The 24,547-nt window shown below is 72.1% G+C and carries 27 protein-coding genes and 1 pseudogene; 17 read left to right on the top strand and 11 right to left on the bottom strand.

Translation table 11 applies throughout. The annotated features are described in order from the left end of the window. Window positions 1-173: 173 nt before the first annotated feature. Window positions 174-518, bottom strand: coding sequence for an FKBP-type peptidyl-prolyl cis-trans isomerase (locus P3X83_RS36170; protein ID WP_277309865.1), 345 nt, complete (start codon window positions 516-518; stop codon window positions 174-176). Between the two features lie 136 nt (window positions 519-654). Between P3X83_RS36170 and P3X83_RS36165 the strand changes: the two genes are divergently transcribed. Together P3X83_RS36165 and P3X83_RS36160 are read left to right on the top strand one after the other, a co-directional pair. Next, window positions 655-1,170 carry a hypothetical protein gene (locus P3X83_RS36165; RefSeq protein ID WP_277309864.1) on the top strand — a complete coding sequence of 172 codons (516 nt, stop codon included), beginning with the start codon at window positions 655-657 and terminating at the stop codon, window positions 1,168-1,170. A 123-nt stretch (window positions 1,171-1,293) separates the two neighbouring features. Next, window positions 1,294-1,746, top strand: a complete 453-nt coding sequence (locus P3X83_RS36160; RefSeq protein ID WP_277309863.1) for a pyridoxamine 5'-phosphate oxidase family protein — start codon at window positions 1,294-1,296, stop codon at window positions 1,744-1,746. Window positions 1,747-1,787: 41 nt separating this feature from the next. Here P3X83_RS36160 and P3X83_RS36155 read toward each other — a convergent pair whose 3' ends face one another. Next, on the bottom strand, window positions 1,788-2,117 hold the full coding sequence (locus P3X83_RS36155) for a YciI family protein (RefSeq protein ID WP_277309862.1): 330 nt from the start codon (window positions 2,115-2,117) through the stop codon (window positions 1,788-1,790). Between the two features lie 185 nt (window positions 2,118-2,302). On the opposite strand from P3X83_RS36155, the gene P3X83_RS36150 reads away from it, so the two are divergent. Further along, complete coding sequence (locus tag P3X83_RS36150) at window positions 2,303-2,836, top strand: toxin-antitoxin system HicB family antitoxin (RefSeq protein WP_277309861.1); 534 nt, start codon at window positions 2,303-2,305, stop codon at window positions 2,834-2,836. Window positions 2,837-2,908: 72 nt separating this feature from the next. Then, entirely contained in the window at window positions 2,909-3,748 is an 840-nt protein-coding gene (locus P3X83_RS36145; RefSeq protein WP_277309860.1) for a DUF4097 family beta strand repeat-containing protein, read from the top strand. A 52-nt stretch (window positions 3,749-3,800) separates the two neighbouring features. Here P3X83_RS36145 and P3X83_RS36140 read toward each other — a convergent pair whose 3' ends face one another. After that, window positions 3,801-5,114 (bottom strand): FAD-binding oxidoreductase, encoded by a 1,314-nt coding sequence (locus P3X83_RS36140; RefSeq protein ID WP_277309859.1) that lies wholly within the window; start codon window positions 5,112-5,114, stop codon window positions 3,801-3,803. A gap of 160 nt (window positions 5,115-5,274) precedes the next feature. Beyond that, window positions 5,275-6,060, bottom strand: a complete 786-nt coding sequence (locus tag P3X83_RS36135; protein WP_277309858.1) for a BBE domain-containing protein — start codon at window positions 6,058-6,060, stop codon at window positions 5,275-5,277. Window positions 6,061-6,456: 396 nt separating this feature from the next. On the opposite strand from P3X83_RS36135, the gene P3X83_RS36130 reads away from it, so the two are divergent. The 3 genes from P3X83_RS36130 (at window position 6,457) to P3X83_RS36120 (ending at window position 8,422) form a co-directional block, all read left to right on the top strand. Next, window positions 6,457-7,104, top strand: a complete 648-nt coding sequence (locus tag P3X83_RS36130) for a sulfotransferase family protein (RefSeq protein WP_277309857.1) — start codon at window positions 6,457-6,459, stop codon at window positions 7,102-7,104. Then, window positions 7,101-7,472, top strand: coding sequence for a hypothetical protein (locus P3X83_RS36125; protein WP_277309856.1), 372 nt, complete (start codon window positions 7,101-7,103; stop codon window positions 7,470-7,472). The genes P3X83_RS36130 and P3X83_RS36125 overlap by 4 nt, the downstream gene beginning before the upstream one ends. A 644-nt stretch (window positions 7,473-8,116) precedes the next feature. Further along, the gene (locus tag P3X83_RS36120; protein ID WP_277309855.1) at window positions 8,117-8,422 is read left to right on the top strand and encodes a hypothetical protein; all 306 of its coding nucleotides are present in this window, start codon (window positions 8,117-8,119) and stop codon (window positions 8,420-8,422) included. 47 nt (window positions 8,423-8,469) lie between these two features. Here the strand turns inward: P3X83_RS36120 and P3X83_RS36115 are convergent, their stop codons facing one another. Beyond that, the gene (locus tag P3X83_RS36115) at window positions 8,470-8,643 is read right to left on the bottom strand and encodes a hypothetical protein (protein WP_277309854.1); all 174 of its coding nucleotides are present in this window, start codon (window positions 8,641-8,643) and stop codon (window positions 8,470-8,472) included. 326 nt (window positions 8,644-8,969) lie between these two features. On the opposite strand from P3X83_RS36115, the gene P3X83_RS36110 reads away from it, so the two are divergent. The 5 genes from P3X83_RS36110 (at window position 8,970) to P3X83_RS36090 (ending at window position 14,504) form a co-directional block, all read left to right on the top strand. Further along, a complete protein-coding gene (locus tag P3X83_RS36110; RefSeq protein ID WP_277309853.1) occupies window positions 8,970-9,692 on the top strand; it encodes an SDR family oxidoreductase in 723 nt (240 codons plus the stop codon). After that, complete coding sequence (locus P3X83_RS36105) at window positions 9,682-10,224, top strand: MarR family winged helix-turn-helix transcriptional regulator (RefSeq protein WP_277309852.1); 543 nt, start codon at window positions 9,682-9,684, stop codon at window positions 10,222-10,224. Before P3X83_RS36110 ends, P3X83_RS36105 begins: the two co-directional genes overlap by 11 nt. A 314-nt stretch (window positions 10,225-10,538) precedes the next feature. Continuing rightward, a complete protein-coding gene (locus tag P3X83_RS36100; RefSeq protein ID WP_277309851.1) occupies window positions 10,539-12,866 on the top strand; it encodes a helix-turn-helix domain-containing protein in 2,328 nt (775 codons plus the stop codon). Window positions 12,867-13,002: 136 nt separating this feature from the next. Further along, window positions 13,003-13,806 carry an alpha/beta hydrolase gene (locus P3X83_RS36095; protein WP_277309850.1) on the top strand — a complete coding sequence of 268 codons (804 nt, stop codon included), beginning with the start codon at window positions 13,003-13,005 and terminating at the stop codon, window positions 13,804-13,806. Continuing rightward, window positions 13,803-14,504, top strand: coding sequence for an alpha/beta hydrolase (locus tag P3X83_RS36090; protein ID WP_277309849.1), 702 nt, complete (start codon window positions 13,803-13,805; stop codon window positions 14,502-14,504). Before P3X83_RS36095 ends, P3X83_RS36090 begins: the two co-directional genes overlap by 4 nt. 13 nt (window positions 14,505-14,517) lie before the next feature. Here P3X83_RS36090 and P3X83_RS36085 read toward each other — a convergent pair whose 3' ends face one another. The 3 genes and pseudogenes from P3X83_RS36085 to P3X83_RS36075 form a co-directional block, all read right to left on the bottom strand. Further along, on the bottom strand, window positions 14,518-17,352 hold the full coding sequence (locus tag P3X83_RS36085; RefSeq protein ID WP_277309848.1) for a LuxR family transcriptional regulator: 2,835 nt from the start codon (window positions 17,350-17,352) through the stop codon (window positions 14,518-14,520). A 113-nt stretch (window positions 17,353-17,465) separates the two neighbouring features. Then, window positions 17,466-18,274, bottom strand: a pseudogene (locus P3X83_RS36080) (alpha/beta hydrolase fold domain-containing protein). 343 nt (window positions 18,275-18,617) lie between these two features. Continuing rightward, window positions 18,618-19,001, bottom strand: a complete 384-nt coding sequence (locus tag P3X83_RS36075; protein WP_277309847.1) for a hypothetical protein — start codon at window positions 18,999-19,001, stop codon at window positions 18,618-18,620. A 230-nt stretch (window positions 19,002-19,231) separates the two neighbouring features. On the opposite strand from P3X83_RS36075, the gene P3X83_RS36070 reads away from it, so the two are divergent. Continuing rightward, on the top strand, window positions 19,232-19,585 hold the full coding sequence (locus tag P3X83_RS36070; protein ID WP_277309868.1) for a YciI family protein: 354 nt from the start codon (window positions 19,232-19,234) through the stop codon (window positions 19,583-19,585). Between the two features lie 171 nt (window positions 19,586-19,756). Here P3X83_RS36070 and P3X83_RS36065 read toward each other — a convergent pair whose 3' ends face one another. Both P3X83_RS36065 and P3X83_RS36060 read right to left on the bottom strand, forming a co-directional pair. Further along, window positions 19,757-20,560, bottom strand: a complete 804-nt coding sequence (locus tag P3X83_RS36065; protein ID WP_277309846.1) for an ABC transporter permease — start codon at window positions 20,558-20,560, stop codon at window positions 19,757-19,759. Continuing rightward, entirely contained in the window at window positions 20,557-21,507 is a 951-nt protein-coding gene (locus tag P3X83_RS36060) for an ATP-binding cassette domain-containing protein (protein ID WP_346742779.1), read from the bottom strand. The genes P3X83_RS36065 and P3X83_RS36060 overlap by 4 nt, the downstream gene beginning before the upstream one ends. A gap of 112 nt (window positions 21,508-21,619) precedes the next feature. Here P3X83_RS36060 and P3X83_RS36055 point away from each other — a divergent pair, with 112 nt between their 5' ends. Further along, the gene (locus P3X83_RS36055) at window positions 21,620-22,378 is read left to right on the top strand and encodes a TetR/AcrR family transcriptional regulator (protein WP_277309845.1); all 759 of its coding nucleotides are present in this window, start codon (window positions 21,620-21,622) and stop codon (window positions 22,376-22,378) included. On the opposite strand, the gene P3X83_RS36050 is transcribed toward P3X83_RS36055, so the two are convergent. Next, complete coding sequence (locus P3X83_RS36050; RefSeq protein WP_277309844.1) at window positions 22,362-23,006, bottom strand: MarR family winged helix-turn-helix transcriptional regulator; 645 nt, start codon at window positions 23,004-23,006, stop codon at window positions 22,362-22,364. The genes P3X83_RS36055 and P3X83_RS36050 overlap by 17 nt on opposite strands. A gap of 134 nt (window positions 23,007-23,140) precedes the next feature. Between P3X83_RS36050 and P3X83_RS36045 the strand changes: the two genes are divergently transcribed. Genes P3X83_RS36045 through P3X83_RS36035 form a run of 3 tightly spaced genes read left to right on the top strand, consistent with a single transcriptional unit; the run spans window position 23,141 to window position 24,537 of the window. Beyond that, window positions 23,141-23,344: a hypothetical protein gene (locus P3X83_RS36045; protein ID WP_277309843.1), complete on the top strand. Its 204-nt coding sequence runs from the start codon at window positions 23,141-23,143 to the stop codon at window positions 23,342-23,344. 45 nt (window positions 23,345-23,389) lie between these two features. Then, window positions 23,390-23,992 carry a TetR/AcrR family transcriptional regulator gene (locus P3X83_RS36040; protein ID WP_277309842.1) on the top strand — a complete coding sequence of 201 codons (603 nt, stop codon included), beginning with the start codon at window positions 23,390-23,392 and terminating at the stop codon, window positions 23,990-23,992. 50 nt (window positions 23,993-24,042) lie between these two features. After that, window positions 24,043-24,537, top strand: a complete 495-nt coding sequence (locus P3X83_RS36035) for a MarR family transcriptional regulator (RefSeq protein ID WP_277309841.1) — start codon at window positions 24,043-24,045, stop codon at window positions 24,535-24,537. Window positions 24,538-24,547 lie beyond the last annotated feature (10 nt).

Here is a 24,547-nt window from a genome sequence, read left to right as displayed (position 1 = left end):
GGGGGGGGGGGGGGGGGGGGGGGGGGGGGGGGGGGGGGGGGGGGGGGGGGGGGGGGGGGGGGGGGGGGGCGGGGGGGCGGGGCGGGGGGGGGGGGGGCGCCCGGGGGGGGGGGGGCGGGGCGGGGCGGGGGGGGGGCGGGGCCCGGGGGGGGGGGGGCCGCCCCGCCTCTCGGCTACCTGACGGCGAGCAGTTCGACCTCGAAGAACAGCGTCGCGCCACCCGGGATCCGGCCGCCGCCCGCGCCCCGGTCGCCGTACCCCAGGTGCGGGGGGATGAGCAGGGTGCGCTTGCCGCCCACCCGCATGCCGGCCACACCCTGGTCCCAGCCCGCGATGACGTGCCCCTTGCCGAGCGGGAACTCGAACGGGGTGCCACGATCGACCGAAGAGTCGAACTTGGCACCCTTCCCGCCGTCGTTCCACAGCCAGCCGGTGTAGTGCATGACCGCCGTCTGGCCGGGCGTGATCTCCGCGCCGGTTCCGGTCACCTGGTCCTCGATCTGCAGGTCGCGCTCCACCTGTCTCCTCCATCCGTGCTTATGGTCACAACAGCCCGATCACGTTACTACGAGTGCGCGCCCAGGGACGGTTGACCGGGCGGGAGCGGGGGACACCAGGCGCGGCCCCGCCGCCCCCGACCGGAGGAGATCCGCGATGTCGTTCCCGCGACGCCTGCTCGCCCGCGCCGCCCTGCTGTTATCGGCGCTGTTATCGACCACGGCCCTGTCCGCGCAAGTCCCGGCCGCCGCGGCCGGTCCCGTAGTGGTCGACTGCCGGGGCAGTGTGCTCGCCCTGTTCAGCCCGGCCCTGCGATCCCAGCCGGGCACGATCACCGTGGCCGGTGACGGCTATCTCAGCTCTTGCGTCACCACCGATCCGGTGCTTCGCACGGGCCGCTTCGAATTTTCGGGCACCGGCGTCCTGTCGTGCGCGCTGGGCGCGACCCTGCCGGTGACCGGCAGGGTCGTCTGGCGCGACGGCGCCGGCCAGGAGGCCGGGGTGTCCCAGATCTCCGCCCCCGCGACACCGCCGCCCGCCCCTTCCTACGGCTCGCTCGTCCTGGCCGGCACCCTCGCCGACGGCCCGCTCCCGGGCACGACCTGTCCGTCAGGTTCTCGCTGGACGGCCAGGAGGGCTTCAGGTGCGCGTCCGCCACCGGGATCAGGCTGACCCTGACCGTCGCGCGCGGCACCGTGTCGGCGCCATGATCCGCCCCCGCCGCGGGGTCGTGCCTCGCAGGCGGGACAATCGGGTGCGGGGCGGCGGTGGCCGCCGCCCGACCAGGAGGCGATCATGGAGTTCGAGCTGGCCGTGCGGTTGCTGCGGTCCAATCCCTACGGCTTCCTGACCACCGTGGGCGCGGACGGGCGGCCCAACAGCCGCCTGGTGGAGCATCTGGCGGTGGACGACGACGCCACCGTGTGGATCGGGACGAGCCCCCGCTCCCGCAAGGTCGCCGACATCCGGCGTCGTCCCGATGTGACCTACGCCGTGGAGGACCGCTCCGCCTTCGCCTACGTGAGCCTGGCGGCGCGCGCCGAACCGGTGGAGGACCTCGCCGAGCGCGTCGCCCGGTGGTCGCCCGGCCATGAGGCGTTCTTCCCCGGCGGGCCGTCCGGCGACGACTACGTGCTGATCAGGCTGCGCCCGGTGCGCGTGGAGGTGATGGACTTCACCAACCGCGTCCACCCCGACCCCTACGGGCTGATGCCCGCGTCCGTCGAACTGGGCGGCGCGGGGGCCTGAGGCCTGCCCGCCGCCGCCGCGCGGCGGCGGGCACGCGGGTCCTACTCCAGCATCCAGACGGGCCTGACCTCCACCATTCCGATCTTGGCCATCGGGTGCTTGCCCGCGATCTCGACCGCCTCGTCGAGGTCGGCGCACTCGATCAGGTCGAAGCCGGCGATCCACTCCCTGGTCTGGACGTGCGGACCGGCGGTGACGAGCCGCTCGCCGTCGCGCACCCGGACGGTGGCCGCCTCCTCGGTGGGTTCGAGCCGCTCGCCCACCACGCGGACCCGCCGCTCGTGCATCTCCCTGACCCACTCGCCCGGGTCGAACTCCTCCGGCTTGGCGTCCATGGGCCCGTCCACGCAGTGCAACAGCAGGTACTTCATCGTGCCTCCTCGTCGTGCCGTCGTACCGTCATGCATGCCGCCGGTCGCGGCCCGCGCGCGCCGGACGGCGAACGCGACCCCTCGGTGCACACCTTCCCGCACAAATCCCCCACACGCCACATCGTGACACCATCGACCATCACTTCCGGGTTGCATTGACGTCAATATGGCGTCATAGTGGTGTCATGGACTTGACGCCGTATGTGGACCACCTGCGCCGCGAACTCGCGGTGGCCGCCGGCGCGGGCGGCGACGAGGCCAGGGCGCTGGCCGAGCGGCTCAGCGCGGCACTGGAGTCGGCGGTCCGCCTCGCCCTGCTGGAGGCGCTGTCGGCCGCCGCCGACGAGATCACCCGCGATCTCGCCCCGGGCTCGGTCGAGGTGCGGCTACGCGGCCGCGAGCCGGGTTTCGTGGTGAACCCGCCGCCGGGCGCCCGGCCGAACGGCGAACCGGCCGACGCCACGCCCGAGCCGGCGCCGCACACGCCGCTGCCCGCCGTGCCCGAGGCCGAGGACGGCGGCACCGCACGGGTGTCGCTGCGTGTCCCCGAGCATCTTAAGCCGCGCATCGACGAGGCCGCGGCCCGCGAGGGCCTGTCGGTCAACGCGTGGCTGGTCCGGGCGGTCGCCGCGGCCGTGCACAACGAGGAGCGGCGCGGCCGTCCAGGCTCGCGCCCCGAGCCGCAGACCGGGCGGCGCTTCACCGGCTGGGTCCGCTGACGTGCCCGCCCCCGGCCGCCCCGCGCGGCCGGGCCCATGACCCCGCGCGAACGGACCGAGAAGGGCAGCGCCATGCCGGCTTTCGACTCACCTGAACCGATCTCCGTCTCGATCTCCATCGGCGCGGGACGCATCCGGATCACCGCCGCGGACCGGGCCGACACCACCGTCGAGGTGCGCCCCTCCGACGACCTGAACCCCGCCGACGTGCAGGCCGCCGCCGAGAGCACGGTCGAGTACGCCTCGGGCCACCTGCTGGTCAAGGCCCCGAGGTTCAAGGCCATGTCGCTGTTCGGCCTGGGCGGCTCGGTGGAGGTGGAGGTGGGGCTGCCCGCCGGGTCGCGGGTCAGCGCCGAGGCGGCCGGCGACATCCGCGCCGAGGGCCGCCTGGCCGAGTCATCCTTCAAGACCACCTACGGCGACCTGTGGGTGGAGGAGACGGGCAGGGTCCGGCTGTACAACGCCCACGGCGACATCACCGTGACCCGGGCGGCCGGCCACGCCGACGTGACCAGCGCCAACGGCCAGGTCCGGATCCGCGCGGTCGGCGGCGGGGTGGTCAAGTCCTCCAACGGCCACATCACGCTCGGCGAGGTGACCGGCCCGCTGCGGCTCAAGACCGCCTACGGCGACATCGGCGTCGACCGGGTGCTGGCCGACCTGGAGGCCACGACCTCCACCGGCGGCATCACCGTGGCCGAGGCGGTGCGCGGCTCGATCGTGCTGGAGACCGGCTACGGCGACATCGAGGTCGGCGTGCGCCGGGGCACCGCCGCCTGGCTGGACGCCACCGCGGTGTACGGCAACGTGCGCACCTCGCTGGACGCCGCCGACGTTCCCCACGACGCGGAGGAGACCGTTGAGGTGCGGGCCCGGACCTCCTACGGCGAGATCTTCGTGCGTCACTCGTGACGCGCCTGTGAGGCCGGATCCGGTGCGGGGCCCGCACCGGATCCGCCTCGGGCTAGCCCGCGACGGAGTAGTTGGCACGGAACACGTTGTGCGGGTCGCGGGCCCGCTTCACCTCGCGCAGCCGCGCCAGCACCGGCGCGGTGAACGCCGCCGCCGCCGAGTCGGCCCGGCTCAGGAACGTGTACGGCTTGCGCCCGCTCACCCGCTCGCCGAGCGAGCGGACCAGTTCCTCCTGCCTGGCCTTGACGCCCGCCGCCACCTCCGGGCCGAGCGACAGCCCGAACAGGTACAGCAGGTACGGCTCGGCCACCGGCCCGCTCGGCCCCGCGCCCGCCCCGGCCCGCGCCAGCGCCCCGCCCAGATGGCGGAGCTGGACGCCGACCAGGGGATCGATCGGCGCCGCCAGCAGGGCACCGGACACCTCGTCGTCCAGGCCGGTCAGCAACTCGGTGCGGGCCAGCACCGGGACCGGGTCCACCGGCTCGGCGGTGACCTGCCCCAGATCGGCGACCGCGAGCGCGTCCCGCGAGTCCCGCAGGACGCCGTCGATCTTGTCGAAGGCGGCCAGCAGCTCCCGGCCCTCCTCCGCCTCGCCCAGGTGGACGGCGTCCACGGCCACCATCGGCGGGGCGTCGGGGAGGCGCACCAGGCTCGTCCACACGCTCAGCTCGGGCGGCGCCGAGGCGGTTACGTCGCCGAAGGCGGCCAGCACGTCGGCGGCGCGGTCGCCGGGCCACACGATCCGCCCGCCGTAGACGGCCGGTGCCGGGTAGAGGTCGAACTCCACGGCGGTGACCAGGGCGAAGTCTCCGCCGCCGCCGCACAGCGCCCAGAACAGGTCGGGGTCGGACCCGGCGGTCACCCTGGCCCGCCCGCCGTCGGCGTCCACCACGTCGAAGGCGCGCACGCTGTCGGCGGCGAAGCCGTACCTGCGGGCGAACCAGCCGAGGCCGCCGCCCAGGGTGTAGCCGGTGACCGAGACGCCGGGGGCGCTGCCGGTCAGGCCGGTCAGCCCGTGCCGGCTCGCCTCGGCCTGGACCCGCTCCCACTTCACGCCCGCCCCGGCCCTGACGATCCGCTCACCGGGGTGGACCTCCACCTCGTCCAGCCGCCCGGTGCGCAGCAGGATCACGCCTTCGACGTCGCCCGACGCGCCGTGCCCGCTGGGCTGGGCGCTCACCGTCAGGCCGGCGCCGCGCGCGTACCGCACCAGCGCGGCGACGTCGTCGGCGTCCAGCGCCTCCACCACCGCGGCGACCGGCTGGGCGACGGTCAGGCTCCACGGCCGCGCGGCCTGCTCGAATCCCTCCTCACCGGGCAGCAGCACCGGCCCCCGTACGGCGGTGCGCAGCTCGCTGTTCGTCATGTCCGTGACGCTCCTCAGGTCGGGGACTCCGATCGTTCACGGCTATGACAAACGCCCGATCCAGAACGTGACATGCCGTTGCCCCATACGCCGCGTGCCGCTCGATGCCGCGCCCGGCGGCGGTAACGGCGGTGTGGGCGAACCCCACTGACGTCCTTCGTCATCGACTCCCTCCGGCCGCTGGCGGAATGTTGTGGTTGAAGCGGAACATGTTGCCGGGGTCGTGGGCCGTCTTGACGGCGACCAGTCGCTCGTACGCCTCCGGTGTGAACGCCTGGCGCACGTCCTCCGGGTCGGTGTGGGCGACGCCCGCCATGAAGTTGAGCGTGCGCATCCCGCTGTTCCATGGGCTGAGGGTCTGGACGACCCGGTCGTGCCCGGCGCATACGGCCTCGTCCTCGCCGATACCGAGGACACCGGCGGAGTAGTGCTGGAACTGGGCGGTGGTGTGCGCGACCGCGTTCGGTAGGCGCGGCGGCCGGGCGAGGGCGCCGCCGAGATGACGGATCTCGATGCTGACCGTGCTGTTCGATCCGGGGCCCACCAGCGCCAGGATCGCCTCGACGGCGTCATGGTCGAGGTGGGTGAGCTGGAAGTTGTTGATGTGGTCCGAGCCGGGCGTCGGCGGATCGTTGTGGATGGTGCCGACCTCGGTGTATGGGATGTCGGTGACCGTGTCGAGCAGCGGCGTGGCGATCTCGCGCAGCGGCTTGACGAGCCGGGCCCCGTCCTGCGGCGAGCCGAGGTGGCTCAGGCGCAGGTGCATGGCGAAACGCCCGCGCAACTCCTCGGGGACCTCGGGCACATCGGGCCAGGGCATCATGAAGAAGGAGGAACTGAGCTCGTCGGGCACCTCGGTGACCCATGTGCGGTAGAAGTGCAGCACGTCACGGATCGACTCGGCCGGGAAGAACAGGCCACCGCCGTAGATCCGCGGCACCTCCACCAGTTCCGTGGGCCCTTGACACTGTCGGCGAGTCTCATCACCGCCCCGGCGGTCAGAGCGGGGCCACCCGTCGGCTGGATCTGCTCGATCATTGGCGATGCCGAGGGAGAGAGATCGGCATCGGTCTTGTACGGATCGGACATGCTCCGGGGATCTCCCGCCCGACCGCCGCTCCCGGCAGATCGTCGGGGGGCTCGGCTGGGCTACGACAGCGCCCGGCGGCCTCGATGGTCCGTTGCAGGTCGGCCACGTGTATGTCATGCCGCTCGGTGGCCGCTGCCGGGGCGGCGACCAGGTCCCGGTTCACGACGTGTCGTGGTACCGCTTCCTATGTGAACCTCATATATGTATCGTCTCAACCATGAACTCATTAGATGATGAATTAAGCGGGTGCAGATGATCAGCGTGATCGGCGCGGGACTTCCCCGTACCGGCACCACATCGCTGAAGACGGCGCTGGAGCGGCTCGGTTTCGGCCCATGCCACCACATGCAGGAGATCGCCGCCCATCCGGACCAGGCACAACGCTGGCGGCAGATCCTGGACGGACCGATCGATTGGAACGGCACGCTGGACGGCTACCGGGCCGCGGTGGACTGGCCGAGCGCCCACTTCTGGCGCCCGCTCTCACAGGCGTACCCCGACGCCAAGGTCATCCTCACCGTGCGTGATCCGCACGCCTGGTACGCCAGCCTCCGCGACACCGTCTTCGCGCTGCTGACCGACCCCGGCGCGGCGCCTGGCGCCCTGCGCCCCATGCTCGCCGCCATGCGGCCATTGCTGGCACGAGTCTGGAGCGAGACGTTCGGCACGACGCTGGACGAGCCGATGCCCGAGGAGCGCCACGCCGTGGAGGTGTTCCGGCGCCGCACGGACGAGGTGACCAGCGCTCTGCCCGCCGACCGGATCCTGATCCACGAGAGCAGGCAGGGCTGGGAACCGCTGTGCGGCTTCCTCGGCGTGCCCGTGCCGGATGAGCCGTACCCGCACCTCAACGATCAGCGCTCCGCCCAAGCGCGCCTGCGCGGGGCGGCGGACCGGTGAATCTCCGAATCCTGCTCACCCTGCACGGCCTGGTCACCCTGGCGGCGGGGGTGGTGCTCATCGCCGCACCCGGTCTGGTTCCCAGCGCCGTCGGCATAAGCGTCCCCGAGAACGCCTACCTGGTGTGCCACCTGCTGGGCGCCGCCGAACTGGCAGTGGCGTTCCTGTCGTTCGCGGCCCTGCGGCAACCGGAGGGGATACTCCTGGCCGTGCGGACCCTGATCGTGTTCCACGGCTGCGCCGCCGCCGTCGAGGCCTACGCCTTCACTCGCGGCCTCCACGCCTCGATCTGGGCGAACGTGGCGCTACGGCTGGCGGTCATCGCCCTGTTCACCCACTACGGGCTACGTCAGAAGGAGCTGACATGACCATCGAGAGCACCGGCGTCCTGGTCTGCGGCGGCGGCCCGGCCGGCATGTGCTGGGCTAGCCGGTGCGACCGTTTCCTGCCGGAGTGGCTGCCCTCCCGGGCCGATCTCGTCCTGTACGGGGCCGGGACGGTCCCGTGTCGATCAGGAGGCGATGGGTTTCACCTGCCCGGCATTGCCGCCGCCTACCTCGGCCATCGGCGCGCGCCGATCGGCCAGGTGGGCGACGAACGCCCGGGTGGCGGAGTGGTCGGCACGGTCGAGCGGCTCGGCTGGGCCGCACTTGGTTCGCTCCGTTCGGTGGCCAGACCGCCGCGGACGACACGCGGGACCACCTGGCCGGCCGCGGCGGCGATGGCGGCCGGCTGTGTCTTCTGCGGGACGTGCGGTCGGCGGATGGGAGGGCCACCGCTGCCGCCTCCTCCGGCCGAACGACGCGGGGACGCCTGCTGGTTCAGGCCGGCCGCGCATGACCTACCTGTCTCTGCCCATCCTGGAACCCGCGGCACGGGATGGGCTGCCGTAAGAGGGGTCACCTTTAGTGGGCCCCGGGCGTCCTTGACTGATCGCTCCGGGAGCGTATGTTCCGTTTAGGAAAGTTTCCTAATGGTGGCGTCACCCCCTTCGGAACCGGAGGAAGCGCACATGAGAAGAAGCAGGGCGGCGGTTGTGTCGGCCATCGCGTTGCTCACCGCGTCGCTGCTGGTGGGCACGGCATCCCCCGCCCAAGCCGCCCCTTCGGGCTGCTGGGCCTGGCAGGAGTATTACGCCCGCGTGTTCAGCAGGTGCACGAGCGGCACGGGTACGCAAGCGGTCCATGTATACGGCATTCACATAAACCCCATGAACGGGCCCTGGACCGTGACCGGTCCGCGTGTGGGGGTGGGTGAGACCTCAGAGGTCAACTTCCCGGGCAACATCCTTACCGTCACCATCCTGAAGTACGACTAACGTCATCCGGCACGGTGAGCCCCCGCCCGTCAGGGCGGGGGCTTTGGTTATTCTTCGATGCGAATTCTGTCGTGGCGCATCCTTCTGACCATGGACACCCCGACCACGCGAAGATGATCGCCCGGCTGTGCGAGTATCTGGTCAGGCGCCGCGCCCTGGATGCTCGCCTGAGCGTCGATGCCATCGCGGCGCAGGTCACGATCCGGCTCGGCGACCGGCACCGTGTTGGGCGATCTCGGCCTGGCCCTGCGCGAGGCAGGCCGGTACGGTGAGGCGATTACCGTTCATGAGCAGGCGGTGGCCTGTTTCAAGGCGGTCGGTGATGTGCACAGCGCGAACCTGGCTCTACGCGACCTGTCGGCGGCCCAGTGCCTCGGGGGCCGCCACAGGCCCCGCCGAGTCGTACGGACAGGGGGTGACCGCCGTCCGGGCAGCCGCCGGTCACCGTGACGATCGACCGCATCGGTCTCATCGTCCTGGGCCGCGACGAGCACGTGTACCGCTGCGAAGTACCCTGAATTTAGACCTAAACTCAGGGGGGATCGAGATGACGCGGACGACAGTGGTGACCGGCGGCGGAACCGGCATCGGCAAGGCGGTGGCGGCGCGTTTCGCGGCCGACGGCGACCAGGTGGTGCTCATCGGCCGACGCGCCGACGTCCTGGAAAAGGCGGCTGCGGAGATCGGTGGCACCGCTCTGCCGGCCGACCTCAGCGAACCGGCAGAGGCCGAGCGCGTACGCGCCGACCTGGCCGGGCGTTTCGGCGGGATCGACGTGCTGGTCAACAACGCGGGCGGCAACGTCGAAAGGACCGGCACCCACGAGGGCGTCGTGGATCGCTGGTCGGGCAACTTCCGGGCCAACGTGCTGACGGCGGTGCTCCCGACCGAGGCTCTGCGTGATCTGCTCAACCCGTCCGGGCGAGTCGTGTTCGTCAGCTCGATCGCGGCCCTGCGGGGCTCGGGCGGCAGCTCCTACGGGCCGATGAAGGCGGCCCTGCACCCCTACGCGTTCGACCTCGCCGCCGCGCTCGGGCCGCGCGGCATCACGGTCAACGTCGTCGCCCCGGGCCTCATCGAGGACACCGAGTTCTTCGGCGGCACCCTGAGCGACGAACGCCGCGCGACGCTCGTCGCGCAGACCCACACCGGCCGGGCCGGATCGCCGCAGGATGTCGCCGAGACCGTGCACTGGCTCGCCTCGCCCGGCGCCGGGCACATCACCGCGCAGATCATCCAGGTGAGCGGCGGCGCCGAACGTGGCCGGTAAGCCACCGCGTGACCGGGCCGATGCCATCCAGGACGCCTGGCGGCGTGAGCTGCCGGGCGTCCCGGTGGACTCGATCGGGATCATCACCCGCGTCTGGTGGGCCGCCAAGATCTTCGGTGACGAGCGTCGTCGTCTCCTCGCGGACCTGGGCCTGGACGTGGCGACCCTGGACCTGCTGTCGACGTTGCGGCGCGCCGGTCCGCCGTACCGGATGAGTCCGGGAGACCTGGCCGAGGCGTGCATGGTGACGCGCGGCGCCATCACCCAGCGCGTGGAACGCGCGGTCAACGCCGGACTGGTCGAACGCGCCACCGCCGGGTCGGGCTACCACGCGCGCGCGATCACCCTCACCGAGGTCGGCAACGCCCTGCTCGACCAGGTCGTCGATGACCTGCTCCGGGCCGAGCACCGCCTGGTCGGCCATCTCGCACCCGAACGCCGAGAACAGCTCGCCGCGCTACTACGCGAGCTGCTCGGCGGACTCGGCGACCGGAGCTTGACGGGCCACGTCGGGGACTTAGGGGTGGGCTGACATCGTGGCAAACCGGAGCAGGCAACCCGGGTAAGCAATAGTTCTTGAGTCGAGTTCGTTGGATCTTCCTCGACTTCCCCCTTCCTGGCCTGCGAGCTGGGTCTTCTCAGGTTCGCCAGATGGAACCGCGACGCCGCCGAGTTGCTGACCATCGCCGAAGACCTGCGCCGGTCCGATTGAACCTTTCTCAAGCCGTGCACGAAAGAAGAGAACTCCGCAGAGTTGGTCGAGCCTGAGAGGACGATCCCATCGCAACTTCAGCATGAGAGCGGGATCATCTGACAAGAGCGTGGAAGGAGCCGGGGAGGTGTGGGATGAGTGCGGTTGATCCCGTCGAGAGCGGACCGGCGACGATCGCCTTCGGACCGTTGTTACGCAGCCTGCGGCATGAAGCGCAGCTGACCATGGAGGAGTTGTCGCACGCCTCCGGCATCAGCGAGCGTGCCATCGGTGACATGGAACGTGGAACCAGCCGTGGCCCGCAGCGCCGTACGGTCCAGGCTCTGGCGAAGGCCCTGAACCTGGCGCCGCAGCAGGCTCGGGCTCTGGCGGAGGCCGCGCAAGCCGGTCGTCCCCGACCGGCGGGGACCGGCGGGGTGTGCGCGTTTCCGCGCGGCACGGGGGACTTCACCGGCCGGGCGGCGGAGCTGGAGCTTCTGCGCGAGCTGGCCGAGGGGCCCGCGGCGGCTGGGACGGCGGGGGTGGCCACCATCTCGGGGCCGGCCGGGACCGGGAAGACGACGCTGGTCGTGCACGCCGCCGAGTATCTGGGTGGCAGATTCCCCGACGGCCGCCTGTACGTCGACCTGCGCGGAATGGACCCGGTTCCGCTGGAGCCGGCGGTCGCGCTGGCCCGGATGTTGAAGGCGCTCGGGGTGGCCGAGCGGCGCATCGCAGGCGAGGAGAACGAACGGGCCGGGCAGTACCGGGCGGTGCTGCGGGAGCGGCGCTGCCTCATCGTGCTGGACAACGCCGTCGGAGAAGCCCAGGTGCGGCCCCTGCTGCCGGCTGCCGGACCCGGGTTGACGCTGATCACCAGCCGTCGCAGCCTGGCCGGGCTGGAAGGAGTGCGCCAGATCCCGCTGGCGCCGCTGCCGGACGATGAGGCGGCGACGTTGCTGGCGGCGATCATCGGCAGGCAGCGCGCCGAAGCAGACCCGCGAGGGCTGGCCGAGGTCGTGCGGTTGTGTGGGAACCTGCCGCTGGCGGTGCGGATCGCCGGCAACCGGCTGCAGAGCCGCCCCGGCTGGGACCTGGGCCAGTTGGCCGGACGGCTCGGTGATCAGGAGCGGCGGCTGGAGGCGCTGTCGGCCGGTGATTTGGCGGTGGCCGGTGCCTTCCAGCTGTCCTACCGCCAGCTGTCGCTGACCGCTCGGCTTCTGTTCCGGCGTTTGGCGCTCGCCGCCGCCCCGGACTTCGGGGTGCCGATGGCCGCCGTCCTGGCCGAGGTCGACCTGTTCGAGGCCGAAGACGCGCTGGAGGAACTGGTCGAGCTGGGGCTGCTACAGGCGCCGTTCGCCGTGGCCTACCGCTTTCACGATCTGGTGCGGCTGTATGCGCGGGCCCGGCTGAGCGAGCAAGAGCCGATCGAGGAACGGCGCGCGGCGCGGCGGCGGATGGAGTCCTGGCTGCTGGAGACGGCGGTGGTGGCCGGTCGCTGGTTCGAGCCCGGGTTCGGTGCGCCACCTGAGGGTTGGAGCGAGCTGGTCACGCTGGCGGATGCCGACCAGGCCGAGGCGTGGCTGCGCGGCGAGAGCGAGGGTTGGCTGGCGGCGCTGCGGTCGGCGGCGCGCGGCGGCGAGCACGCGCGGGTGGTCGAGGTGGCCGAGTCGATGCACTGGTTCTCCGACCGCTGGATTCACTGGGGTCACTGGCGGGAGGTGTTCGAGCTGTCCTCGGCCGCCGCCCGTGCCCTGGCCGATCCGCTGCTGGAGGCGGTGCATCTCAATTACCTGTCGTGGGCCTACAGCATCACCGAGCGACGCTATCCGGAGGCCGAACGGGCTGCGCTGGCCGCCTTCGAGCTGGCGGGTAAGGCGGGTGACGCGCGGCAGGCGGGCTGGTCGCTGACGTATGCCGCCTGGGCGGTGCGCGACTCGGCCGGCGCCGGTGACCTGGAGCGAGCCGCCCGGCACGCGGCCCGTGGCGCGGAGTTGCTGCGGCAGGCCGGTGACGCCGAGGGGTATCCGCAGGCTGCGCTGACCTCGGCCGACTGCCTGTCCCGGCTGCGGCGTGCGGAGGAGTCCCTGGCTGAACTGACGGAGCTGGTCGGTGTCCTGCGCGATCCCGGGTATGGCGGAGCTCCGGCGATCGTGGCCTTCAGTCTCGGCTGCGCGCTGGACGTGATGGGCGACAACTACGCCACGCTGGGCCGCCACCGGGAAGCGTCGGAGCACTACCGGCTGGCGCTGCCCCAGCTCAAGGCCCATCCGATCACGCGGGCGATCGGGCGGACCCTGCGGAACCTGGCCGCCGTGCTGTGTCGTCTGGGCGAGGTCGAGTCTGTCCGGCGGGTGCTTGACGAGGCTCGCGCGCTCTACGAGGAGGCGGGACAGGACGACTCGGTCGCCGCCGTGCTGGAGGACCTGGCCGATCTCGAGAGCGGTGGCGTGGTCCTGCTCAGCCGCGAGACGTTGGTGTAGGCCTGTCAAGCGTCAAACGACCTAGATCCGCCCGCTTCGACAGGGTGAGGAAGGCGCAGGCGAATGACTGATTCCTCCTGCTTGTCCTGAGCCGAGTCTGGATCCACGACCGGATCTCGGAAGAAGGAGAAGCACGATGAATCGAAGATCCATGATCGGCCTGGCGGCCGCCGCCGTCACGCTCGGCCTGGCGGCCCTGCCGCCGGCCGCCTCCGCTGGCGGAGTCAGCGGCAAGCCCACCGTGGTACTGGTGCACGGCGCTTTCGCTGACTCCTCCAGCTGGAACGGCGTCATCCAGCGGTTGCAGCGTGCCGGATATCCGGTGCTGTCGGCGTCCAACCCGCTGCGCGGCCTGGAGCCCGACGCCGCCTACGTCCGCAGCGTGCTCGACAGCGTCAAGGGCCCGATCGTGCTGGCCGGTCACTCCTACGGAGGAGCCGTGATCAGTGCCGCCGCCGTGGACCATCCGCAGGTCAAGGCGCTGGTCTACATCGCCGCTGTCATCCCCGACCGGGGCGAGAGCACCGGCGAGCTGACCACCCGCTTCCCCGGCAACACCCTGGGCCAGAACCTGCTGCGGGTGCCTTTCCCGCTGCCCGGCGGTGGCACCGGGACCGACCTCTACGTCAAGCCCTCCGCCTTCCACCGGCACTTCGCCGCCGACGTACCTGCCGGCACCGCCGCGCTGCTGGCCGCCACCCAGCGGCCCGCGGCCACCACCGCGCTGGAGGAGAAGGCCACGAAGACCGCCTGGCGGACCATCGCCTCCTGGGCCCTGCTCGCCACCGAGGACCGGGCCATCCCGCTGGCCGCCCAGCGATTCATGGCCGAGCGCGCCGGCTCCCGCACCATCGAGGTGAAGGCCTCCCACGCCGTGGCCGTCTCCCAGCCCGACCGCGTCGCCAAGATCATCTTCGATGCTGCAAGGAGCGAATCGTGAAACCCACCATCGTCCTCGTCCATGGCGCCTTCGCCGAGTCCGCGAGCTGGAACGGCGTCATCAGCAGGCTGCGCGCGGCCGGCCACCGCGTCATCGCCGCCGCCAACCCGCTGCGCAGCCTGTCCGGCGACGCCGCCGCCGTCCGAAGCCTGCTCACCAGCATCGAGGGGCCGATCGTCCTGGTCGGCCACTCGTACGGAGGAGCCGTGATCACCAACGCGGCCATCGGCCTCGGCAACGTCAAAGCCCTGGTCTACGCCGCCGGGCTCGCCCCCGACAAGGGTGAGAGCGTGCCCGATCTGACCGGTAAATATCCCGGCGCGACCCTCGGCGAGGTGCTCTACCAAGTCCCATTCCCGGACGGCACCACCGACGCCTACATCGAGCAGAGCGGCTACCACCGGCACTTCGCCGCCGATCTCTCCCCCGAGCAGGCCACAGTGGCCGCCGCCACGCAACGCCCGTTCAACAGCGCGGCGGCCGGTGAGGGGTCGGGCGAGCCCGCGTGGCGGACGATCCCATCCTGGTTCATCTACCCTGAGCTGGACCTGGCGATCCCGGCCGAGGTCTTCCGCTTCATGGCTGAGCGGGCCGGAGCGCGGGCGACGGTCGAGGTGCCCGGCGCCTCGCACGCGTTGCCCGTCTCCCAGCCTCAGGCAGTGGCGGACTTCATTCTCCGCGCAGTGGCCAACATTTAGGCACCAGCAGGGCTCAGGGACGCGACAGCGCGTCCCTGAGCCCTGCTCGCGAAGCGACACCCAGCTTGGGAAAGACGCGGTAGAGGTGGGCGCCAACCGTCCGCGGCGACAGGTACAGGCGCTCGGCGATCTGCTTGTTGGACAGGCCGCTCGCCGCCAGATGGGCGATCTCCAGCTCCTGCGGGGTCAGGGTGTCACGCCCGCCCGGAGCCTCTCCAGGCCGCTGATGGCCGGTGGCACGCAACTCGTGCTCGGTCCTGGCCAGCCACGGGGTGGCCGCCAGCGCGGCGAAGCCGTCACGGGCGGCCAGCAGATGCCCACGCGCCTCGGAGGGCGCCCGCTTGCGGCGCAGCTTCTCGGCGAAGGCGAGCCGGATGCGGGAGACCTCGAACAGCCACCGTTCAGCAGCCGGTACGGCAAGCAGGGCCTCCAGGCGATGAGCGACCGGTTCGTCATCGACGGCGAGTGCCTCCGCCCCCGCCTGGATCAGCGCCATACGCGGGGACAGTCCGGCGATCCCACCTGCCTTCATCGCCGCCACGTGCGCGAGAGCCTCCTTCGTGCGGCCGGTGCGCACCGCCCCCTCGACCAGGTCGAACATCACCCACGTGCAGTGCGGCACGTGGGAGGCTAGCGTCCCCGCCGGGCTCATCGCGGCGGCATGCAGGTAGGCGGCCTCGAAGTCGCCCTGGCCGGAGGCGGCCAGGGCCCTGGGGTGGTGGGCGAAGAGCACGGCGCTGGTCACTCCGCGGGGCAGTGCCCAGCGGGTGATCTCGTCGGCCAGTTCATGAGCCTCGCCGGTCCGGCCTCGGCCGGCTGCGATGATCGCCCGGTTGTAGAGGAAGTACCAGGTGAAGAAGGCGAAGCCACTCGTGCCGCAGATGTGGTGGCCTTCGCGGGCGAGTTCGTCCGCCTCGTCCCAGCGGCCCACGAGGTAGTCCTCCAGGCACAGGTGCATCAGCGCCCCGAGGTGGCGGCGGGGTGAACCGCCCTGACGGCCCTGCCGTACCAGCCGCCAGGAAGCCTCCCGTGAATCGCTCAGCCGGTCGAGGTAGACCGAGGCCGTGCCGATGCGCACTACGCGGGCCGGGTTGTCGTATTCGGACAGGGTGGCGAGGAGCTTGTCCAGCTCGGGGGTGGCCGCGGCAGCCGTACGCACTGGGTCGGGGAAGGTCCTGCTTGCCACGGTGAGCACGTCGGGCGGGCTTGGGGTCAGCCGTTCCAGTGCCCGGTAGAAGGCGGCCCAGTGCGAGGGGGTCCCGGCCCACCAGGAGAGCAGGAGCAGCGTGTGCATCGCCTCGATGAGGGCGGGGTCGTCGGCCTGGTAGCCGTGGGCGCCGGTCTCGATGGCTCCGGACAGCAGGCGATGGGCGGTGTGCACGTCGCCGTCGCCCTCGAGCATCAGGAAGGCCGCCGCGTTCGCGGCATGCAATGAGCCCGACGGGTCGCTCGTGCCGGCTCTCGCACCAGGTGCTGCGCTTCGAGATCTTTCGGTGCTCAGATCCGCATCGGGCGGGCCGGCTCTCCTCGTCGCATCCGAGCTCACCCTGCGGGCATGGGCCAGCAGCGTCTTGGCATCGTCGATCACACCTCCCGCCTCCGCGCCGATGTAGGCCGCCTCGGCCAGGCGTCTGGCGCGCGCCTGCGTCGTGCCGCTCAGCTCGGCCGCGCGAACCAGCGCCGCGACTGCGCCTAACGCGTCGCCGCGGAGCATGACGTGCCGGGCCGCCTCGTCCAGGAGCACCGCGACCGACTCGTCCGGGCCCGCCGCCGCGGCGGCCAAATGCCAGGCCTGCCGCTCCGGGTCGCCCCGCAGCGCGGCGGCGATGGACAGGTGCGCGCCGCGCCGCGCCTCATGGGTGGACAGATCGACGATCGCCGATCCGATCAGCGGATGGCGGAAGACGAGGCGGGCCGATGCGTCCTCCACCCGGACCAGCTGCGCACGCTCGGCCGGAGCGAGGTCGGTGAGGCCGTGCTGCTCACCGGCCACCTCGCGTAGCAGCCGCAGGTCTCCGGCACCCTCAAGCGTGGCGACCAGGAGCAGCCGCTGCGTGGCTTCGGGAAGGTCGGCTATCCGGGCCGCGAAGACCGCCTGCAACCGCTCGTTCAGCGGTACCACGTCGGAGCCGTCCATGCCGCCCGGTCCCGCGCCGGTCACACAGGCGGGCAGCTCGATCAACGCCAGCGGATTGCCGCGGGCGAGATCGAGCACCCGTCGGCGGACGTAGCCGGGCAGTTCCGGGAATCGCGTGTCCACCAGCCGCGCGGAGGCCTCCCGGCCCAGCGGCTGGATCACGACCTCAGCCAGTCCCCGGCGGTCGAGAAAGCTCTCGGTACCCGTCCGGGAGGAGGCCACCAGCCCGACCGGGCGGCCCGCCACGCGCCTGGCGATGAAGCCGAGCGCCACCGCGCTCGCGCGATCGACCCACTGCACGTCGTCGACCAGCAGCAGCACCGGCTCCCGCTCGGCGACCGCCATGGCCAGGGCCAAGGCGGCGTTGCAGACCAGTAGCGGCTCCGGTGGCGGACCGGTGCCGAAACCCAGCGCCACCTGGAGCGCCTCCCGCTGGCTCAGCGGCAGGCGCTCCAGGTCGTCCTGCGCGGGCAACAGGAGCTGGTTGAGACAGGAGTAGCTGACATCCGCCTCAAACTCCGAGCCCCACGCCCGTAACACCCGCATGCCCACCGCCACCGCGTGCTCGGCGGTGACGTCCAGGAGCGCGGACTTGCCGACGCCCGGCTCACCCCTGATCAGCCTGCTCTCACCGCGAAGCCGTACCAGGTCAAGAAAGCGGTCGATGCGCTCCAGTTCGACGTCACGCCCGAACAGTTCCGTCGCGGTCATCGAAGTCTCGTTTCGGGTTGCCGGAAGGTGCCTGGCTTCAGGGGTTCCTGAAGGATGGTGAGCACGAGGGTCAGACGAAGCGCTGCACGAAGGTGAGAGCGGTGCCGCAGACCTCACGCCAGCCGCTGTCGATGGTCAGGGAGTGGCCACGGCCCGGCATCTCGATGATCTCGGTGACGTGGTGCTCGTTGCGAACCTGCCTCGGCGAAGACCTGCGCCCAGCGGTCCCAGCTGGAGGGCAGCAGCCATAGGCCGTGCACGAAGACGACGGGGATGCGGCCGGAGGCGTTGGCCTGCTCGATCTGGGCGATGTCGTGGGCGTGGGTGAATGACAGGCCGGGCTCAGAGCGCCGGGGGCGGCCGGTCACCGGGTAGAACAACACCTGCTGCCGCAAGATGAGACCGCCGCGATCCTTGGCTCTCAGGGTGAACGCGACGCTCATGTTCCCGCCGACCGAGTCGCCTGCCACCGCGATCCGGTCGGGGTCCAGGCCCATGGCAGGGTCTTCGGCGACCCAAGTGGCGCCTGTCCAGTTATGCTCAATCGCTACCGGGTAACGCTGTTCGGGCGCCAGGTCGTACACGGGGAAGCGACGGCAGCCCCGGTGCCGACCGCCAGCTCACGCACTAGCCGGTCGTGGGTGCGAGCGTTGCCGGACACCCATCCGGTGCCATGAATGTAGACAATGACCGGCAGCTGCCCGGTGCTGCCCGCCGATTCGACGATGCGGGCTCTGACCTCACCGGTGAGACCGCCTGGAATGGTCACCCACTCCTCATCGACGGCCTGGCGGTCCTCGTTCGGCTCGATCTGGAAGAGGTAGGGCGGCTGGGCGGTGGCGTCGGCGAATGCCTGGGCCCCGGTTCCAGGACGAGCTTGCTCATGATCACTCCCGGAAGGTGCGGGGGTTATGCGATCCATGCAAGCAACGCGGACCAGGCCAGCCCAGGAAGAACCGGTGGCAGAAGTAAGGCTCTGCCGCCGGACAGAACTCGGACCCCCTGCATCGGGCCGCTTTGGCTTCTGACGTCCTAATCTGGCCAGGAGGCTCCTGAACGGTCTGCGAAGTGGTGCGATGAGCCGCTCAGCGGACCGGCCGGCGGCAAGGAGCGCACGCATCTCGCGCAGCCCGTGATCTGCCTGGTACTGGCCGCGCTGGCGGCGATCCTCACCGCCCGCCCCGTCCCTGCCCGGTGTGCTGAGCCCGGCCCCCGGCGACGCCGGGAGGATCTACATGGGCATGCTGAAGGAGAGCAGCCGGCGGTCAGTCCGCCACTGGCGCCGATCGATGCCGGGAAGCCGCGAGCTGATGCAAGGTGTAGCCGCCCGAGGCTTGTTTGAACAGGTACTCCGCGCGCTCGTAGGACAGTCGGCGCCTGCCGGTCTGCGGGCACAGGTCGGCCGGGGCCGGTCTGCGGGCGGGGGCGGGCCTGCGGCCGGCCAGGAAGAGCGGGCCGCTGGCCCGGCCCGCGACCAGCTCCCCCAGCAGGGTCGCGGCGCCGTCGCCCCACGCGATCGTGGCAGCGCGGCGGGCGGGCAGGTCGAGGTCCTCCACGTTGAGCGCGAGGACGGCCCCGGCGGGGGCGCCCGACTCATGCACCAACCGCCACAGCGCCCTTTCCCGTGGTGACGGGTGCTGCCAGAGCACGGTCAGGGCATGATCGTCGATGGCGGGGCGTCTCGTCCGGTCGTGGTGCTTCCTGGCCAGTTCGGCCGACAGGTCGCCTCCACGCGCCTGGTGACGGTCTTGCAGGAATCAGACGTCGCGCGCCTCCCATGCGAAAAGGGCCGGGCCGTCATGTCGAGGACGGCCCGGCGCCTCCGATCTACTGGTGTCGGCCGTCAGGCGAACGGTGAGGAGCGGGACTCGTGAAGTACATGCTGATGATCTACAACAACCCGGCGATCTGGGAGGCCATGCCCGGGAAGGAGCGCGAGCGGGCCGTCGCCGAGGCCACCGCGCTGATGGACGAGTTGCAGCGGTCCGGGGAGTGGGTGGGGGGCGAGGGCCTGGCCGACCCGTCCAACAGCCGGACGGTGCGGGTCCGCCACGGCGTGCCCGCCGTCACCGACGGGCCGTACCTGGAGGCCAAGGAGCACCTGGCCGGGTACTGCGTCGTGGAATGCGAGAGCATGGAACGGGCCCTGGCCATCGCGACCCGATGGCCTGACGCGCGTCACGCCGGCATGGAGGTCCGGCCGCTGATGGGCGGCTCGGGCCTGGAGATGTGAGCCGGTAGGTCACTCGCGCAGGAAGCGGCCGGTGTGAGAACCGGCGATCTCGGCCAGCCCGGTCGGCGGCCCCGGTGACCACCGTCAGCACGCCCTTGGGGAAGGCGACGGTAGCCCCGGTGATCACGATGTGCTCGTCCCGCAAAGCATTCCGTTCCAGATCGGAGGGGGTCAGCGGCCCAGCCGGCGGTACCGCCGGACGGCCAGCGGCGCGAACACCGCGATCATCAGCAGCGGCCAGCCCGCGGCCAGCGGCACGGCGTACTGGGCGGCCAGGGACTCTCCGCCCCACCCGGGGTTACCGAACAGTTCCCGGATCGCCGCGACCGTCGCCGACAGCGGGTTCCACTCGGCCGCCGCGGCGAGCCAGGCGGGCATCGTCTCCGGCGGGACCAGCGTGTTGGAGACGAACATCAGCGGCCACACCAGGATCTGGATGAAGGCGAGCATCTCCGGCCGGCCCACCACCAGGCCCAGCCAGATGCCCAGCCACAGCATCGCGAACCGCAGCAGGAGCAGCAGCCCGAAGGCGGCCAGCGCACGCGCGGGGCCCTCGTGCCAGCGCCAGCCGACGGCCAGCCCGGCGCCGATCATCACCGCCAGCCCCAGCACCGAGTGCAGCAGGTCGGCCACGCCCCGCCCGGTGACCACGGCGGCCCCGGACATGGGCATGGACCGGAACCGGTCGGTGACGCCCTTGGCCGCGTCTCCGGCCACGGCGGCGAAGGTGGTCTCGATGCCGAACAGCATGGTCATGGCGAACATGCCGGGCATGAGGAACTCGCGGTAGCCGCCCCCGCCGGGCAGCGCCACGGCGCCGCCGAACAGGTAGCCGAACATCAGCAGGATCATCACCGGGAACAGCAGCACGACCAGCGCCTGTCCGGGCCGGCTCCCCCAGTGGATCAGGTCGCGGCGGGTGATCGTCCAGGTGTCGGCGGCGGCCCAGCCGAGCCGTCCGAACAGCGCGGTCATGAGCGGCCTCCGGTCAGGGTGAGGAACACCTCGTCGAGGGTGGGACGGCGGACCGCGATGTCCTCGGGGGCCAGGCCGCGTTCGGCCAGCGTCCGGACCAGCTCGCCGAGCGCGGCGACCCGGTCGGCGACCGGCACGCTCAGACGGCGCAGCGCGGTCTCGGCGACCGGCTCGGCGGAACCCACCTTGGCCAGCACCTCGGCGGCGGCCGGCAGGTCGGCCTCGGTGCGCACCACGACGTCGATGCGGTCGCCTCCGGCGCGCGACTTCAGCTCGGCGGGGGTGCCGTGGGCGATGGCCCGGCCGTGGTCGATGACGCAGATCGCGTCGGCCAGGCGGTCGGCCTCCTCCAGGTACTGCGTGGTGAGCAGCACGGTGGTGCCGGTGGACACCAGGTCGCCGACGGTGTCCCACACCTCGTTACGGGCGGCGGGGTCCAGGCCGGTGGTCGGTTCGTCCAGGAACAGCACGCGGGGGCGCAGGATCAGCCCAGCGGCCAGGTCCAGGCGGCGGCGCATGCCGCCGGAGTAGGTCGCGGCGGGTTTGGCCCCGGTGTCGGCCAGGCCGAAGTGCTCCAGCAGTTCGACGGCGCGGCGGGCGGCGGCCCGGTTGCCCAGGTGGGACAGGCGGGCGAACATTTCCAGGTTCTGCCGCCCGCTGAGCCGCTCGTCGATCGCGGTGTTCTGGCCGACCAGGCCGATGGCGCCGCGCACCAGGTCGCCCTGGTGGGCTACGTCGAACCCGGCCACCGAGGCCTGGCCGCCGTCGGCGCGCAGCAGGGTGGCCAGGATCCGCACGGTGGTGGTCTTGCCGGCCCCGTTGGGGCCGAGCAGGCCGCACACGCTGCCGGCCGGGACCTCCAGGTCGAGCCCGTTCAGCGCGGCGGTCCCGCGATAGGTCTTGCGCAGGCCCGCCGCCACGACGGCGGGCCCGGACATCACGCTCATCCAGCCTCCAAAACTCTATACGGCGTAGAGAGTAGCATGAAATTACGTACGCCGTAGAGAATTTCTGGGGGCGAGCCGTATGGACTGTGTGGACTGTGTGGACAATGTGAGGATGACGACCGAGTACAGCGGCGGAGGAGATCCCCGGCGCAGCATCGAGCTCATGTGGGGACTCCAGGAACGCCCCCGGCGCGGCCCCAAGCCGAAGCTGACCGCGCCGCGGATCGCCGAGGCAGCGGTGGCCGTCGCCGACGCCGAAGGGCTGGCCGCCGTCTCCATGCGCCGCCTGGCCGAGCAGCTCGGCGTCACCGCGATGTCGCTCTACACCTACGTCCCGGGCAAGGCCGAGCTGATCGACCTCATGCTCGACACCGTCTACGGCGAAGTGGACATGCCCGACCCCCCGCCCGCGGACTGGCGGGCGCGGATCGAGCACCTGGCCCGCGAGAACCGCGACCTGTACCTGCGCCACCCGTGGCTGCTGCAGGTCGCCGTCAGCCGCCCGCCGCTGGGCCCCAACCTGATCGCCAAATACGACTACGAGCTGCGCGCGCTGGAGGGCACCGGCCTCAGCGACGTCGAGATGGACCTGGTACTCTCCATGATCACCGACTACGTGCACGGCGCCGCCCGGGGGGCGCTGCACGCCTCGCAGGCCGCCGCCAGCACCGGACTGAGCGACCAGGAATGGTGGGAGCGGGCCGGGCCGGTGCTGTCGAAGGTCTTCGACCCGGCCCGCTACCCCACCGCCGCGCGCGTCGGCGCGGCCGCCGGCCAGGAGCTCGGCGGGGCCTACGCCCCCGAACGCTCCTTCGCCTTCGGCCTCGCGCGCCTGCTGGACGGCGTCGCCGCCCTCATCGCCGGTCGCTGACCCGCTCGCCGCCCGCCGGGTCCTCCGCCGCCAGGCGGCGCAGGTACCCGGCCAGCCGGGCGGCGTCCTCGGCGTGCCAAGCCGCGGTCAGCCGGTCGAACACCTCCTGCTGGAAGGCGTGCGCCCCGCCAAGCAGGCGGGACCCGGCCGGGGTGAGGGCGAGCGTGGCGCGGCGGCCGTCGTGCGCCGAGGACTCACGGGTGACCAGCCCGTGCCTGACCGCCTCGCCGACCATCCGGCTGGCGCCGGAGCGGTCCAGGCCGAGTTCGTGGGCGACGTCGCCGACCGACACCTCGCCCAGCCGCGCGGCGGCGGCGTCGATCGCCTCCAGGACCAGGATGTCCTGGAACCTGGCGGCGCCGACCGTACCGGCCTGGCCGCCCGCGCCCACGGCCGAGGCCGCCACCCAGCGGCGGGCCCAGAAACGGACCAGCCGGAACAGCGCGGGACCGGCCCCTTCGACCTCCGGGCCCGCGCCGCCCGGTGCCGCCGTGAGGCCGGCCTCCGGGTCCGGGCGGGCCCCCGGATCGGTGCCGACGCCGGCTCGCGGCGGATCCCCGCCCGCCCCGACGTCGCCGAGGACCTCCGGCTGGACGCCGTCCCGCTCATGCCGCAGCTCGGGAAACATGACCCCTCCAAATCACGTGCGCTTCACAAGCATCACGGTCCGCGCCGCCATCCCCCGGCACAGGCCGCCTTCCGTAATATGTGCCTGGACGCCGCGCGTGTTTCTGCCCGCGCGGCCCGGGCCGCCTGTGTCCGGTGCGCCGGCCCCGCTCCGACGTCTCAGACGAGCGGATCGCCGGGGACCACCGGCTGCCCGCCGTACGGGCCCACCTGCTGGAGATGGCCGGGCGTCTGGACGAGGCGCGCGAGACCTACCGGGCCGCCGCGCGCCGCGCGACCGCCCTGCCCCGGCAGCGCTACCTGCACGCCCGCGCCGCCCGCCTGACCGAAGACCCCTGAGCCGTCCCCTCCCGGGCGCAGGTTCAGCGCCCCTAGGATGGGACGGTGGCGCCCAGCACCCGCGAGACCCTCGTCGCGGTGGCCGCCCAGCTCATGGACGAAGGCGGGCTGGACGCGGTCACCCTGCGCGAAGTGGGCCGCCGCGCGGGCATGTCGCACATGGCCCCCTACAAGCACTTCCCCGACAAGCAGGCGCTGCTGGCCGCCGTCGCCGCCCGGGAACTGGCCGCGCAGGGCGCCGCGATGTCACGGGTCACCGGCGCGGGCGGCCCTCCCGAGGCGATCATCCGCGAGGTCGTGCACGGCTACGTCGCCTGGGCCATGGCCCATCCCGTCCGCTTCAAGCTGGTCTTCGGCACCTGGAGCGCGGCCTCGCCCGAGCTGGGGGCGGCCGCCGCGCAGGCGCACGCGGCGCTGGCCGTCGCGGTGGTCGCCGCACAGCGCGCGGGCGCGCTGCCGGGCGGCGATCCGGCGCGGGTCACCGGCCTGCTGATCGCCCTGGCCCACGGGGCCGTCGATCTCGCCCTGGCCGGGCACCTGACCTCCGGCGGCGCACGGCCCGCCGACCCCGGCGACCTCGTGGACGACCTGCTGAGCTATCTGCGCGCCGCGGCCCCCTCGCCCGGTGGCCCGCGCGGGCATCACTAGCTGCCGCGACAGCAATAGGCGGAACGGGCCGCCCGACTAGCATGGTGACCATGGACACCCAACCCCGCGACCAGGCGCCCCCGGCACTCTCCCTGGTCCTCGGCGGCGGTTCCCTCCTCCATCAGGTCGCCCGCGAGCTGCGCACCGCCGTCGAGGCGCACCTGGCCCCCCACGACGTCACCGCCCAGCAGGCGGCAGTGCTGCTGCTGGCCGCGCAGGGCCGCACCAGCCCCAACCAGCTCACCACGCACCTGGGCACCGACACCGCGGGCATGACCCGGCTGCTGGACCGCCTGGAGGCCAAGGGGCTCATCATCCGGCGCAAGCACCCCACCGACCGGCGTTCGCTGGTCATCGCGCTGACGCCGCGCGGCCAGGCCCTGCTGCCCCGCCTCGCGCCGCCGTTCGGCACGGTCAGCGCCGCCATGCTGAGCGGGTTCACCGACCAGGACGTCAACCGGCTCACCGGCATGCTGGAGCGCATGCTCACCAACCTGCGCGAGCACATCGAGGCGGCACCCGACGGCCGCCACAGCGGCAACTGACGGCGGTCGC

The sequence above is a fragment of the Spongiactinospora sp. TRM90649 genome, from assembly GCF_029382225.1.
Classification (GTDB): domain Bacteria; phylum Actinomycetota; class Actinomycetes; order Streptosporangiales; family Streptosporangiaceae; genus Spongiactinospora.
Note: the sequence above shows the minus strand (reverse complement) of the source record. Positions and strands in the feature narration are given on the sequence as shown.